This window comes from Paraglaciecola sp. MB-3u-78, from assembly GCF_002835935.1.
GTDB lineage: Bacteria > Pseudomonadota > Gammaproteobacteria > Enterobacterales > Alteromonadaceae > Paraglaciecola.
In genome coordinates this window covers 1-15,114 of the sequence record NZ_PJCF01000001.1, presented here as the reverse complement: position 1 = coordinate 15,114, position 15,114 = coordinate 1, and the positions used below count along the sequence as shown (strand labels likewise).

11 protein-coding genes and 1 pseudogene are annotated in these 15,114 nt (G+C 44.9%); 6 read left to right on the top strand and 6 right to left on the bottom strand.

The annotated features are described in order from the left end of the window. The first annotated feature begins 108 nt into the window (after window positions 1–108). From CXF95_RS00060 to CXF95_RS00045, 5 genes are all read left to right on the top strand, one after another. Window positions 109–4,281, top strand: a complete 4,173-nt coding sequence (locus CXF95_RS00060; protein ID WP_101196812.1) for a response regulator — start codon at window positions 109–111, stop codon at window positions 4,279–4,281. 10 nt (window positions 4,282–4,291) lie between these two features. Continuing rightward, window positions 4,292–5,119: a protein-glutamate O-methyltransferase CheR gene (locus tag CXF95_RS00055; RefSeq protein ID WP_101196811.1), complete on the top strand. Its 828-nt coding sequence runs from the start codon at window positions 4,292–4,294 to the stop codon at window positions 5,117–5,119. Between the two features lie 9 nt (window positions 5,120–5,128). Beyond that, window positions 5,129–5,440, top strand: a complete 312-nt coding sequence (locus CXF95_RS29850; RefSeq protein ID WP_198556445.1) for a chemotaxis protein CheB — start codon at window positions 5,129–5,131, stop codon at window positions 5,438–5,440. Further along, window positions 5,385–5,519, top strand: a complete 135-nt coding sequence (locus CXF95_RS31285) for a chemotaxis protein CheB (protein WP_198556444.1) — start codon at window positions 5,385–5,387, stop codon at window positions 5,517–5,519. Before CXF95_RS29850 ends, CXF95_RS31285 begins: the two co-directional genes overlap by 56 nt. 99 nt (window positions 5,520–5,618) lie before the next feature. Next, the gene (locus CXF95_RS00045) at window positions 5,619–7,796 is read left to right on the top strand and encodes an EAL domain-containing protein (protein WP_198556443.1); all 2,178 of its coding nucleotides are present in this window, start codon (window positions 5,619–5,621) and stop codon (window positions 7,794–7,796) included. A gap of 7 nt (window positions 7,797–7,803) precedes the next feature. Here CXF95_RS00045 and rhlP read toward each other — a convergent pair whose 3' ends face one another. Together rhlP and CXF95_RS29380 are read right to left on the bottom strand one after the other, a co-directional pair. Beyond that, on the bottom strand, window positions 7,804–8,538 hold the full coding sequence (gene rhlP, locus CXF95_RS00040; protein ID WP_232787543.1) for a rhombotarget lipoprotein: 735 nt from the start codon (window positions 8,536–8,538) through the stop codon (window positions 7,804–7,806). A gap of 412 nt (window positions 8,539–8,950) precedes the next feature. After that, window positions 8,951–9,157 (bottom strand): annotated as a pseudogene (locus tag CXF95_RS29380) (IS1595 family transposase); the annotation flags it as partial. A gap of 129 nt (window positions 9,158–9,286) precedes the next feature. On the opposite strand from CXF95_RS29380, the gene CXF95_RS00030 reads away from it, so the two are divergent. After that, window positions 9,287–11,761, top strand: a complete 2,475-nt coding sequence (locus CXF95_RS00030; protein WP_101196808.1) for an EAL domain-containing protein — start codon at window positions 9,287–9,289, stop codon at window positions 11,759–11,761. A 329-nt stretch (window positions 11,762–12,090) separates the two neighbouring features. Here the strand turns inward: CXF95_RS00030 and CXF95_RS00020 are convergent, their stop codons facing one another. The 4 genes from CXF95_RS00020 to CXF95_RS00005 form a co-directional block, all read right to left on the bottom strand. Continuing rightward, window positions 12,091–12,627: a hypothetical protein gene (locus CXF95_RS00020; RefSeq protein ID WP_101196807.1), complete on the bottom strand. Its 537-nt coding sequence runs from the start codon at window positions 12,625–12,627 to the stop codon at window positions 12,091–12,093. 322 nt (window positions 12,628–12,949) lie between these two features. After that, window positions 12,950–13,699, bottom strand: a complete 750-nt coding sequence (locus CXF95_RS00015; RefSeq protein WP_101196806.1) for an MbnP family protein — start codon at window positions 13,697–13,699, stop codon at window positions 12,950–12,952. Beyond that, window positions 13,692–14,825 carry a cytochrome-c peroxidase gene (locus CXF95_RS00010; RefSeq protein WP_232787542.1) on the bottom strand — a complete coding sequence of 378 codons (1,134 nt, stop codon included), beginning with the start codon at window positions 14,823–14,825 and terminating at the stop codon, window positions 13,692–13,694. Before CXF95_RS00010 ends, CXF95_RS00015 begins: the two co-directional genes overlap by 8 nt. A gap of 84 nt (window positions 14,826–14,909) precedes the next feature. Further along, on the bottom strand, window positions 14,910–15,114 hold a 205-nt coding region (locus CXF95_RS00005), incomplete at its 5' end, for a hypothetical protein (RefSeq protein WP_198556442.1).

Sequence of the window (15,114 nt, the reverse complement as noted above, 5' to 3'; positions counted from 1 at the left end):
ATAGCGTATCAATGCCGTAATGGCGATGTGATTTCAGCAGATAGTTAAATCGCCATTCAATTTATTCAAATTCGGTATCTGGAAAGTACCTGAGATAAGGAAAACACGATGCTAAAACACGAAAAAAATTCTATGGCAAGAGTCAATCAATCGCTGATCGCTCTGATATCAGGGGATTTAAGTTCCACGCAGATTCCCAAAGAAACAGGTGAATTTGAGGAAACCTTTTCATTACTTACTCAAGTTACGTCCTCCTTAAAAAACATCGCTGCCCAGGCCAACCAGATTTCTGTGGGCAACTACCTTGCCGATATCGCACCTCGCAGTGACAAAGATGAGTTAGGCCTGGCGATGCAGAAAATGACCGCTACTTTGAGAGATATTGCAAAGGTCTCTGAAGTGATTGGATCCGGTGCGATCCTGGATGCGAAAGTTGAAATAAAAGGTAAGGACGATCTGTTGGGGCATTCGATGAATGGGATGATCGAGATGCTAAAGGATGTGGCCCGCCAGGTGAGTATTCTAGCGCAAGGGGATTATCTGGCTGATATCCAGCCTCGCAGTAACCATGATGTCATTGGCTCGGCCATGCAAGCGATGACCTTAACCTTGCGTCAAGCCTCCAAGGTTGTGGAGCAAGTCGCCCTGGGCGATCTGGACATGGCTATCGAGATTAAAGGGGAGAAAGATCTGCTGGCCAATGCCGTCAACACGATGATTGCCTCCTTAAAAAACATTGCTGCCCAGGCCAACCAGATTTCTGTGGGCAACTACCTTGCCGATATCGCCCCTCGCAGTGACAAAGATGAGTTAGGCCTGGCGATGCAGAAAATGACCGCTACTTTGAGAGATATTGCAAAGGTCGCTGAAGTGATTGGATCCGGAGCGATCCTAGACGCGAAAGTTGAAATAAAAGGTAAGGACGATCTGTTGGGGCATTCGATGAATGGGATGATCGAGATGCTAAAGGATGTGGCCCGCCAGGTGAGTATTCTAGCGCAAGGGGATTATCTGGCTGACATCCAGCCTCGCAGTAACCAGGATGTCATTGGCTCGGCCATGCAAGCGATGACCTTAACCTTGCGTCAAGCCTCCAATGTTGTTGAGCAAGTCGCCCTGGGCGATCTGGACATGGCTATCGAGATTAAAGGGGAGAACGATCTGCTGGCCAATGCCGTCAACACGATGATTGCCTCCTTAAAAAACATCGCTGCCCAGGCCAACCAGATTTCTGTGGGCAACTACCTTGCCGATATCTCACCTCGCAGTGACAAAGATGAGTTAGGCCTGGCGATGCAGAACATGACCGCTACTTTGAGAGATATTGCAAAGGTCGCTGAAGTGATTGGATCCGGAGCGATCCTAGACGCGAAAGTTGAAATAAAAGGTAAGGACGATCTGTTGGGGCATTCGATGAATGGGATGATCGAGATGCTAAAGGATCTGAACGATAAAAACCAAAAGCAAGATTGGCTTAAAACAGGGCAAAACGATCTAAACCAGAAACTACTTGGCACCCAGGATGAAACAACTCTATCGCGAAACATTATTACCTATTTGGCAAAATATCTCGGCGCTCAGATTGGTGCTTTGTATCTGCTAGAAGAGGAATCCAATGATTTAAAGCTCGCGGGTAGCTATGCCTTTTCTAAACGTAAAAATTTAAATGAGCGGATTCAGATAGGCGAAGGCTTAGTAGGGCAAGCGGCATATGAGCAGGAACTTATCTCAGTCACTAATATTCCTGATAATTACACGCGAATTGGCTCTGCCACTGGTGACGCTGTCCCTCGAAATGTGGTGGTTTGTCCTTTTATGCATGATGGGCAGTTGTGTGGAGTGATTGAACTAGGTTCGTTCAAAGAGTTTTCAGACACTGAGTTGGAATTGTTAGTTAGCACAAGAGTAACCCTTTCCACTATTTTCAATACGGCCAAAGCCGCCGCTAAAATGAAAGAGCTGTTCGAAGCAAGCCAAAACCAAGCCGAAATATTGGAAAGCCAGTCAGAAGAATTGAGGGTGAGTAACGAGGAATTGGAAGAGCAATCCGCAGATTTGGCCGCACAGACAGAAAAACTGCGATTTGCGAACGATGGCCTCGAAGTACAGAAAAGTGAAATTAACAAGAAAAATGACGAGTTAGAAAAAAAGACTGAGGAGCTAGCTATTTCCAGTAAATACAAATCCGAATTCTTAGCCAATATGTCCCACGAATTACGAACACCGCTGAACAGTATGCTGTTACTTTCTGCTAGCCTGGCCAAAAATACGGAAGATAACTTGACCCCCAAACAAGTCCAATCTGCCACAATCGTTCACCAGTGTGGGCAAGATCTCCTTATTTTAATCAATGAAGTTCTGGACCTCTCCAAAATTGAAGCGGGAAAAAGGGACATCGAAATAAGCCCCGTTGCCATTGCAGATATTATTGAAAGTCTGCAGCGCAACTTCAGTCACATGATGGAGGAGAAGGGCTTAGAATTTATCATTAAGACTGATCCTAGTTTGCCCGTAGCCATTTATTCGGATCGGAATTGTTTGGAGTCGATTTTGAAAAATATTATGTCGAACGCGATCAAGTTTACTGAGGCAGGAAGCATCACCGTCAATTTTAGTAGGCCAAGCAGCGATGAGCATCTTTTCAAAAGCAGTCTAGAACATTCAAATACCATGTTGATTGCTTTCACCGACACGGGTATCGGTATTCATGCAGATAAACAATCAATGGTCTTTGAAGCTTTTCAGCAAGCTGAAGGAGGAACAGCGAGGACATTTGGTGGAACCGGGCTGGGCCTGTCTATTTCCAATGATTTAGCCGAATTACTTGGAGGAGAGATTCAACTGCAAAGTAAAATAGGTAAAGGCTCAACGTTTACCTTATACATTCCTATTACAAAGCAAAGCAGGGGCCATCTGTCAGAGATGCCCCGTGACAAAAGAGCCGTGGCAGGGAGTTACAAAAAAAGCAGGCAGGAGGTAAAGGACGAGGTTAAAGATGTTAAGGCTGCTGCGGAAATTAAGCAAATCCAAACCTTTCTTGCTCCACTAGATTATCAGGTCGATGATGACCGTGAGCTTATGTTGGAATTGGGGAGTCGTTCGGACGGTAAAAAAATCATGCTGGTGATTGAAGACGATGCCAATTTTGCGCAAATTCTGATTAATCAAGGCCGCGAGCATGATTTGCTGTGCGTCGCAACGTCCACGGGAGAAGAAGGCTTAATGCTCGCAGAGCAATATCTGCCAGATGTCATCATCCTGGATATTCATCTTCCCGGCATCGATGGCCGGTCTGTCTTGAGTGCACTGAAAGAGAATCAACAAACACGTCATATTCCAGTCCACTTTATGTCAGTTGATGATAAAAATAAAGGCCATCAAAATTTGGGTGCCATTGGATTTATTTCCAAACCCGTCACTCAGGAGCAGTTGGATGGAGCCTTAAATAAACTGGTTAATTTGACCTCCAAAGCGGTTAAGGATTTGTTGATCATTGAAGATGATGAACCCTCCCAAATTGCTATTCAGCGCTTGATAGAAAGCGGCGATGTTAACATTACCGCGGCCTTAACCGGCAAGGAAGGATTAAAGGCACTGACATCAGAAAATTTCGATTGTGTTATTTTGGATTTAAAGTTGCCGGATATGTCAGGATTTGAATTGCTGGAGAAATTGGCATTAGAGAAAAACCTCCAAATTCCTCCCATCATCATCTATACCGGGAAAGTTCTTAGCAAAGCAGAACATAAAAAACTGCTCCAATACTCGGATTCCATCATCATTAAGGGGTGCGATTCAGATGACCGTTTATTGGATGAAACAGCTCTGTTTTTGCACCAGAGTATTGGAAAATTACCTCCGGAAAAACAAAAAATTATTCATGATCTTTATGATATTGAAATGGTATTCAAGGGTAAAAGAATATTGTTGGTTGATGACGACGTGAGGAATATATTTGCGGTTTCTGCAATCCTAGAGGAGAAGGGGATCGAAGTCCTCGCTGCTGAAGATGGAAAAGTCGCCTTAGATATCTTGAAAAATAGCCCGCTCGTTGACGTGGTGCTGATGGATATCATGATGCCTGGCATAGATGGTTGCGAAACCATTCGACAAATTCGCACTCAGGCACGATTTAAAAAATTGCCGATTATCGCCTTGACTGCCAAAGCCATGAAGGAAGATCGCGATAAATGTATTGCAGCCGGAGCAAGTGACTACCTGTGCAAGCCTGTGGATGCACAACGTTTGTTTTCTATGTTGCGCATCTGGATGTACAAGTGAGCAAAGAGTCATGAACAAGGACGACATCGAAAATATAGAAATAAATTTGCTACTGGAAGCCATCTATCAACGTTATGGTCATGATTTTAGGGCTTATGCCAGAGTGTCTATCAAACGACGGGTCAGAGATGCATTACTGAAATCGGATTGCCTTACAGTTATGGACCTTATTCAAAAAATTTTAGTGGAAGAAAGTTTTTTTAAATGGTTGCTGTCTCATTTTTCGATAACTGTGACTGACTGGTTCAGGGACCCTTTGTTTTACAGGGCGTTACGGAAAAAAGTGATCCCCTATTTGAAGACATTTCCTTTTGTCAAAATTTGGCACGCAGGGTGTGCAACTGGGGAAGAGGCTTATTCATTGGCGATATTATTGAAAGAAGAGGGCCTTTATGACAAAGCCACAATTTTTGTGACTGATTTTAATGACGATTCTCTAGCAACGGCAAAAAAAGGTATTTATCCGCTGAGTGATATCACAGCCGCGGCTGGAGATTATCAACAAACAGGGGGAACGCATTCATTAAATGAATATTTTTATGCTAAATACGATTCATTGATTGTTAATAAATCTTTGAAGAAGAATATTACTTTCGCCAACTATAATTTGGTGACTGATGGTGTGTTTGGCGAGATGCATCTAATCTTATGCCGAAATGTACTCATATACTTTGATAAATCCCTGCAAAATAAAGTGCTTACGCGATTTGATGAGAGTCTGCATTATACCGGTTTTATTGCTCTGGGTAGCAAAGAAAGCCTGGATTTTTCGACTGTCAGAGATCATTTTAAGGATTTCAATAAAGAAGAAAAAATCTACCAGAAAATAAAACATTGAGACACTATTTTGAAATCGAAAGTTGAAGCCATAGTGATTGGGGGGTCTGCTGGAGGAATGAATGCGTTGAAAATAATTCTTCCGGCATTGGAACGTCATATGGCTTTATCAGTGATTATTGTGCTGCACCGGCGGTGGAAATCCGCAGATGATTTTTTATACCGGATGTTAAATGGAATATGTCAGTTAAGCGTCAAGGAAGCCGATGAAAAAGAGCGTTTGAAGCCAGGGCTTGAAAGTCATAAAAGCGTATGGGGGAATTACAGTGGTCGAAGATCCCACGACAGCGGAAGTAAAAAAAATGCCACAAGCGGCTCTTGATCTGGTAGTGCCAGATTATTTACTGCCACTGGAGAAGATTGGACCTTTGTTAGTAGAAATCGCAAATTTTACCTTGTGACAATAACTGTCGTTACTGAGGTAAGTAAAAAACTAACCGGTAAAGAAGTAAATTTAAGAACACATGGTGGCGGAATCAAAGATGACCAAGAAATCAACAATGACCGAGAAATCAAAAATTCTCATTGTGGATGACAAAAAAGAAAATATTCTGGCCCTGGAATTAACCATCATTGATCATGGACAGGGCTTGCCGGTGGAGATCTTTACAGCCACCAGTGGTCCACAAGCGTTGAAATTAACTTTGCATCACGACTTCGCTCTAATTCTACTAGATGTGCAGATGCCAGAAATGGATGGCTTTGAGTTGGCGGAATTTCTCAGAGTTAAAAAGAATACTCAACAGATTCCTATTATATTCCTCTCGGCGGTGTATTCATCGGAATACTACATTATGAAAGGTTTTGAATCGGGAGCAGTGGACTTTTTAACTAAACCGATTAATCCGAATATTTTATTGAATAAAATACAAACTTTCACTCAACTGGATCAGCAAAATAAAGTTTTGGAGCAACAAAGGCAAAGAATTGAAAAACATAATCGCTCTCTAAAGCAGATAAACAAAAAATTGCATGACCAGCAATGCACATTGAAGGAAAATATTGAGTCTTTAAGGGTTTTGGCAACGGTATTTGAATCCGGTGATGGCATTATGATTACCAATGCTGATTCCAAAATTATCCAAGTCAATGCCGCATTTCAAGACATTACCGGCTACAGTTCGCACGAAGTTATAGGAAAAAATCCACGAATATTAAATTCTAATCGCCAGAGCAATATGTTTATGGAGCATATGTGGGTACAGGTGTTGAAGAAAGGCTCATGGTCGGGTGAAGTATGGGATAAACATAAAGACGGGCACTTATACCCCAAACATATGATCATCACTGCCGTCAAAAATACTAAAGGGTTAACAACAGAGTATGTCAGCATTTTTAGCGATACCACCAAACGTAACCGAGCCGAACAAGAAATTAAGAAACTGGCTTTTTATGATACGCTGACCAGCTTGCCAAACCGACGTTTGTTAATGGATCGTTTGGGTGTGGATTTGTTGGCGTCGGCACGGTGTAATCATTACGGGGCCGTATTGTTCCTTGATATGGACAAGTTCAAGTCACTTAACGATACATTAGGACATGATTTTGGTGATCTATTACTGATTGAAGTGGCAAACCGGATTAAATTCTGTGTTCGTGAAGAGGACACCGCTGCACGTTTGGGGGGGGACGAATTTATTATATTAATCAATAATATAGAAGGTACTAAAAGTGCGGTATCTCATAAAACCGCTTTAATAGCTGAAAAGGTTCGATCATCCCTGTCTGCACCTTATTTACTTAGAGGCATTAAATATCTTAGCTCACCCAGCATTGGTGTGTCCTTGTATCATGACAATAATGTATCGTCGTTTGACTTACTTAAACAAGCAGATTTGGCGATGTATCAAGCAAAAGAGGCGGGCCGTAATTGCGTCCGTTTCTTCGATCCAACTATGCAGTTGGAGGTCGAATCTAGAGCTTCACTGGAAAATGACCTAGCTCTTGCAGTACTGAATAAGCAATTTAATTTGTACTATCAGGTTCAGTTGAATAGCGAACAGCAACCGATAGGAGCAGAAGCCCTGATACGCTGGAATCAGCCTCTGCGTGGCGAAGTTTCCCCAACAGATTTCATTCCTATTGCAGAAGCGAGTTTGTTAATACTCGACATAGGTGACTGGGTGTTGGAAACCGCTTGTCAACAACTTCAACTCTGGTCTAAAAACGAACAAACAAGCCATCTCACGCTGGCGGTCAATGTTAGCGTGAAACAATTTCAGCAAGCCAATTTTGTTAAAAAAATCACCGATATCTTGCTACGTTTTAACGTTGATGCCTCGTTATTAAAACTGGAATTGACAGAGAGCATTATGGTGGAAAATATCTCCCTTGGGATTGCGAAAATGCATGATTTAAAAGCGATTGGAGTGAGTTTGTCTTTGGATGATTTTGGTACCGGATATTCATCGCTGTCGTATTTAAATCAATTACCTATGGATCAAATAAAAATTGATAAGAGTTTTGTGCGAGACATATCGTCAGATAAACATAGTGAAATGATGGTGAAAGCCATTATCGATATAGCAAAAATCTTCGATATTTGTGTCATAGCTGAAGGAGTAGAAACCGAAGCTCAGTTATCGCTACTTAAACAGTTAGGCTGCAAGGAATTTCAGGGCTTTTATTTTAGCAAACCGGTGCCGATTGAACAGTTTGAATCGTTATTAACGTGCTGATTATTTTCTAATTTGGGTTGTATCCCTTTGGTAACAAAAGATTAATCATTGGATCTTTCACCGCATTTTCACGAAACATTTTCACTTCGACATGCAATTCTTTAATCATTTTGTCGATGGCATCAACAAAGCCTTGTGTGCGAGCTGCCCTAGCGTATTCCGAAAAACCGACCCAAGTGGCTGCTCCTTGAATAGTAGATATCCCTCCCGCACGCATTAACAAACGTTGACTTTTAATGTCGAATACTGTTGTCTCAACGGAAGTGAGAATATCGTATTGATCTCCTTCGACAATGTACGCCCCAATCCCCGTCCAATATAAAAATGACCAACCTGAAGCTCCTGAATTTTGTACTTGATCAAATGATATTAAGGCGATCACATCTAAGCTGAGTAAAGATGCAACCCGCTCGAGATTGGCAAATCCTCCTTCAGATTTTAGGTAAACCGACGGCACGGGCACAATCTCTTGGACGAATGGATAGTGAGAAAAAGCATCGCGCACTTGGCCGGCTAATTTGAGTCGCTCATTTTCAGGTAGACGAAACTCAGGCGACGCATTATCTGGCACAAAAGCGATACCTATCCGGAATGGAACAGTAATGTGTGCAATATTAGAGTTTGCTGTGGGTACCTCTTGTGTATCGGGGAAGAGATATGAAATTACCGAAGCCACCTGGCGCTGTTTATTATTGTCATCCATTGATGCACAGCTACTGAGCAACAACGACAAGATCAGCACTCTACTCAATCTCTTGGGTCGAACTGAATTGATGATGAATAGCCACATAGTAATGTTTCTCGAAGAATGGTTGATGCTCCAACAGGAACAACACTGTCAGTGAATAGGCTGCTCATTAAGGATAGTATAAAATTTAGTTTTCGTTAAATTTGAAAGTAGAGCCATTTCGCAACAACTGCATTCTGCTTTGACCCAAGTAATTTTTATGTATTAAGACTCGAAAAACCTGTAAATGCATCGATCACTCGCTCAACACCTTGGGTATAAAAGCCTCTATCCTTTTCGTGGTGGAAGACAAAAAAACAATGGAAAAAAATGGTAATAATTGATCCGCAGCAACACACGAATTTGGACAGTCTCTGCAAACTATTAGCTGTCAAGATAAATGCCGTGGAAATTAATTGGGCCTTGGCATAGTGATAAACCCGGCTTTTTTCCTCACAGCTGTCACAAGCTATCATCACACTCGTTTTCCCACTTGCACCGCGACCTTGCTTGCCTTTCTGTTTACCACCAATGAGAGCGTCCTTAATACAAGGGCCGATATACTGCCTTTCTCCGAGCCAAGAAAATAAATAGACCAAACAATCTTCTTCTGAGCTAAAATATTGTTGCCATGCTAAAAAGCTGGCTTCTTGCATGTTCATTATAATGGTTACCTATACAGTGTGTATATATATACAGCATAGCTCAGCCCTGAATAATCTACGTAGGCATGAATTTTATTAAATAAGGCATTCTGATAGCTATGATTGAGCAGGTATCCCAGTATTCCCGTAGCCTGATTGAGGCCAGTTTGGATCCGTTGGTGACGATCAGTGCCGAGGGCAAGATTACCGACGTCAATACCGCCACCGAACAGGTCACGGGAGTCGAGCGGGCTGCTCTGGTAGGCAGCGACTTCGCCGACTACTTTACCGACCCCGTGCAGGCCCGCGAAGGCTACCAGCAAGTCTTTGCCAAGGGCTTTGTGACCGACTACCCGTTGGCTATCCGTCACATCAGCGGCAAGATCACCGACGTGCTCTACAACGCCAGCGTCTACCGCGATGATGCCGGCAAGGTGCTGGGCGTGTTTGCGGCGGCCCGTGACGTGACCGAGCGCAAGAAGGCCGAGGAGCTGGTTAAGCAGGTATCCCAGTATTCCCGTAGCCTGATTGAGGCCAGTTTGGATCCGTTGGTGACGATCAGTGCCGAGGGCAAGATTACCGACGTCAATACCGCCACCGAACAGGTCACGGGGGTCGAGCGGGCTGATCTGGTAGGCAGCGACTTCGCCGACTACTTTACCGACCCCGTGCAGGCCCGCGAAGGCTACCAGCAAGTCTTTGCCAAGGGCTTTGTGACCGACTACCCGTTGGCTATCCGTCACATCAGCGGCAAGATCACCGACGTGCTCTACAACGCCAGCGTCTACCGCGATGATGCCGGCAAGGTGCTGGGCGTGTTTGCGGCGGCCCGGGACGTGACCCAGCGCAAGAAGGCCGAGAGTCTCATTCAGGCGGCCAGCGTTTTTACTTATGCGCGCGAAGGCATCATGATTACGAATGCACAAGGGATCATTTTGAATGTCAACGATGCTTTTACACGTATCACAGAGTATGGCCGTGAGGAAGTCCTGGGCAAGCACCCGAGTATGCTCAGCTCGATGCATCAAGGTAAGGATTTCTACACTAGTATGTGGTCGGGTCTGGCCCAAAATGGCCATTGGGAGGGCGAATTATGCAACCGTCTGAAAAGTGGTGGGGAATATGTCTGTTCGATGAACATCGCGGCAGTGCTTGGCATCGATGGGGAAATAGAACACTACGTCGGATTGTTTTCTGACGTCACTGCCATTAAGGAACATCAAAATCAGTTGCAGCACATGGCCCATTTCGATGTGCTGACCAATCTGCCTAACCGGGCGTTGCTGTCCGACCGCCTGCAGCAGGCGATGGCTCAGGCCAAGCGACGCAACCAGGTAGTAGCAGTCGTCTACATCGATCTTGATGGCTTCAAGGCTATTAATGATCGCTATGGGCACAATGTGGGCGATCAATTGCTGGTCATGCTGGGTGGTGCCATGCGAAGCACGCTGCGCGAAGGCGACACACTGGCGCGTATTGGCGGTGACGAGTTTGTTGCCGTGCTGGTCGGTCTGGAAAACTCCATGAGTTGTGTGCCGATGCTGACCCGGCTGGTAGACGCTGCGGCGGAAACTCAACAACTGGGCAATTTGATGCTGCAGGTTTCAGCCAGCCTAGGTGTGACCTTCTACCCTCAGTCCGAAGACATCGAAGCCGATCAATTGCTGCGTCAGGCTGACCAGACAATGTATCAGGCCAAATTGTCTGGCAAAAATCGCTTTCATCTCTTTGATGTCTTGCAGGATGATAGTATCCGGGGTCACCACGAAAGTCTGCAGCGCATTCGCAAGGCACTGGAACAACACGAATTTGTTTTGCATTACCAGCCCAAGGTCAACATGCGAACCGGCGCCGTCGTTGGGGCTGAAGCCCTGATCCGCTGGCGGCATCCTAAGAGGGGCCTTCTGCTCCCTGACGCGTTCCTTCCGGTGATCGAAGATGACCCGCTGGCCATTGAGGTTGGGGAGTGGGTGACCGATACTGCCCTGGCTCAGATGGAGCAGTGGAGCTGCGAAGGACTGGACTTGCCCGTGAGTATCAACGTAGGTGCACGCCAGTTACAGCAAGGCGACTTTGTAGAGCGCCTGAAAAAAATTCTGGCAAAGCATTCGCAGATTAAACCGAGCACCCTAGTGCTTGAAGTGCTGGAGACCAGCGCCTTGTCGGACATGACGCATATGTCTCAGGTGATCGAAAAATGTGCTGAGATCGGGGTGACATTTGCCCTAGATGACTTTGGCACCGGCTATTCTTCACTGACCTACCTGAAACAGCTACGTGTCAAACAGCTCAAGATTGACCAGAGCTTTGTGCGGGACATGCTTTATGACCAGGATGACATGGCCATTCTGGTCGGAGTGATTGGGTTGGCTGCTGCCTTCAAACTTCAGGCTATCGCTGAAGGGGTTGAGACGAATGAACATGGCACTGCACTGCTAAAGCTGGGCTGTGAACTGGCACAAGGTTTTGGCATTGCACACCCCATGCCTGCTGAAAATTTTCCCGCGTGGGCCACTACGTGGAGACCTGATGCCACTTGGGTTGAGTTACCGCGGTGGGGTGGCGTAGAGTCTGTTGAAGTGGTGTCGTTGTGAGAAGTGAGAAGTGAGTGCAAGCTGCGTTTGATACCAATCCGTATAAAGAATTACTCTCTCAGAAACTTCTTTATACGGATTGGGATTTATGAAAGAACAAAGCACCCATTACAGTACCTATATCGCCTCAATTCATCTGACCGTCCTACGTTTTTGTCTACTCCTGAGTGCGAGACACGAAGAGGGAGCGGCCAGATTAAGTGATGTTCGCAATACGCTGTCGAACAGCGTTGTGGGTGTTACATTATAGGTGCTATAAAAGTCAGTCCCTCTCAACATCAAAAGAGCCGACTTTTCGCCGGATACTTTTATTTGGTTCTTCGTTTAACTTACTTCCTATCCTCCACTGGGATCATAATATGTGCATAATCGGTTTCGCCCCACATCACATAAGGGCCACCTACTTGAGGGTCATTGGTAATGCCTTTAAGTGTAGCTTTGGGCACAATGATCATCAGGTGCGGACCTTCCTTAATAAAGTCGGGCGCATTCATATGGTCTGCGTGGTAGGGTGTGGAGTTTGACACACCTCCATCGCCTTGTAACATATAGGAAAATCCCATTTTGGTTGCAGTAAATGGGGTTTTAGTGCCCACTCCGGCCATCATTTCCATCCACACTGCATCGTTGCACATCGGCGCATTGTCATCGGGCATGGTTTCTGGCAAGCAAATCCAGCCGTTGCTTCCTTCTACGAGTATTTTTCCACGATACATTATCGTGGCATTGGCACTGATCATGGATGGTGCTGCGGATTTTGCTTTCGTGATCAGGACATTGTTATCATCTGCATCTGCATGGACAGTGCCAGCGATCAATAGTGCAGCAGTGGTAAGTAATATTTTCTTTTTATTTAGCTGGAGCATCAGTATTCTCCTTGGTTGAGTTCGTATAAAGAGTAGAACACATTTTTTGTTTTCGCTGAAAAAGCCAACAATTAACAAGAATAAAAATACAAGATTTTTTAGAACGATTGCAATTGTTTAAAACATTGATTTGAGATGTGATATCACCGATAGAAATGAGCGTTCAACCGTCAGTCAGTAACGACGCCTTCTACTGCAAGTTTACAGAGTTCTCGGACAGTCAAAGGGTTGAACTACAGTTTTTGTTTCAATTACAAACTTTGGTCAATCAACGTCACCCCCATTGATTCCAGTTATTTAGACAGCTGATAATTGTGTCAGCTCAGTTTTCAACGGGATTATGACTTTCCTTGACCGACAAACTGAGCAGGTTGGCGTAATTCTCAGCTAATAAGCTGGCATCGTTACGATCAAATTTCACCGAGGGCAGGGTGGCCATGTCGATGGACTGATGGGAGTCAAACAAGGCCAGCACATCGACATCGAAATGAATGGGCGCCGAGCCCGGTGTTATGGTTTTAGGTAGATTGAATCGCTGCTTTTTGAGGTTTTCACTAAACCCCACATGGTAAACTAGGGGCAGTCGGCTATTCTCTTGCTCCAGCCCGCCTTCGAATAACAAGAATTTGTAGCCCACTTCCCAGCTCCAGGCCATTCTGCCATTAGGATCAAGATCTCCCCTTGGCATCAAAGAGGAGTTTGCCTCCTCGTCTACACCGATAGAAATCATTACATCGGAGTATTCGTCGTAGGGCACGTCGCTTAATTCTATGCGGTAGCGCCTGGTTTCATTGTCAAACCTTGCCAAGTGATAACTATCACTTACCTGATAGTCTTGCTTGCTGCCTACTAAGTGAATATCGCTAAGGTAGACTTGAAACGCCCTTATGCTAAAACGCCCCTTTCCGCCAGGGTTGGGATAAAGGGGCTGACCAAATTCAAGTGATTTATCACCTACACGAGCATGAAATTCAAGTATCACAGAACCGCTCTGGTGATAATAAAAAGCCATATAAGCACTGCCGGCCAGGATCAGTATGACAGTGAAAATGGCGATCCAAACTTTATTCATTGTGTTGTACCTGTTTGCTAAAAGGATCAGAGAAACGCTTGTCATTGATAAAAGTGTTATCAGTTAAAGTATGTAAGAATGCAATAAGTGCCTGTTTCTCTTCCTTGTTAAGATTTAGGCTCAAAGTGCTATCATTTTGTTGATTATTGGCTTCAAAAATCAAAGGACTCAAGGTAGAACTGAGCTTGATCCCACCATTGTAGTGATCGAGTACTTGTTCCAGTGAACTAAACCGTCCGTCATGCATGTAAGGAGCGGTGAGCGCTATATTTCTTAAGCTTGGAACCTTAAATTTACCTCTGTCGGCGGCTAAACCGGTAAGTGCTTCGAGCCCTGGCTCGAGCGTCTCTTCCGCCTCCAGGCCATTGTTAGTAAAACCGTCAAATTGTGTGTTGAAGCCACTGGTGAGAAACTGGCTGTGGCAGTCTATACAATTACCACCACGCAAACTGGCTTTGGCATCAGGATGAGCCATGAACAACTTCCGCCCCCGCTCTTCCTGTGTATTGAGTTTTAGCTCACCACGCAAAAATTGGTCATATTTTGAGTTGGCAGAAATGAGTGTGCGCTCAAAACTGGCAATGGCTCGACCAATGTTCTTTGCACTAATCTCGCCGTAGGCCGCACCAAATAGCCTCACATAGACTTCGTCGGCCCTTAATTTGTCGATTAATTCGTTCATATCCTGAGCCATCTCATTGGGATCTTGGATGGGCATCAATGCCTGCTCTTCTAAGGATTGTGCGCGACCATTCCAGAAAAAGTGTTGTGGTCCCCACAGCGTATTTGCCAGACTCATGCTATTAAATGGCAGTGGGATACCAGACACGCCCACAGAGTGGGCCTTACCATCGGTAAAGGCCAACTGTTGTAGATGACAGGTGGCACAGGACACCCTGTTGTTGGCGGATAACAGTGGGTCATAAAATAGTCTGCGGCCCAGTTTAACCCCCTCTGCAGTAAGGGGATTGTCAGCGGGAATATTGAAATGGCCGAAGACAAAAGGGGCGCTAAAAGACAGCAAAGGCCTAGTTTGGGGGCCAGTAGGTTGTAGCACAATTATGGCCACCGCAAGCAGTAACACAGCAAAACCAGATATTATTATTGCAACTTTTGGCATAGACATCAGCTCGCAGTCCACACTAGCTATCATTTGACCTGTTTGTTGAGGTAACAGAGCCACGCTTTGGCTCTGTTAATCAGCTTTAGATCAATGATGATGAGTGAAACCTGAACCAAACAAGGCTTCGATGTTATCCACACCCTTATTATAACGCTGCTTGAAATCAAGTGTAGCGAGACGTTCGCTGCTTGCCAGATCATGTACGCTTATCGTGTGGGCGTTTACTTTGGCGATGAAATCAATGTCTGTGGGATCATTATCAGCGCCATTACCCAAATTCAGCAGATTGTTC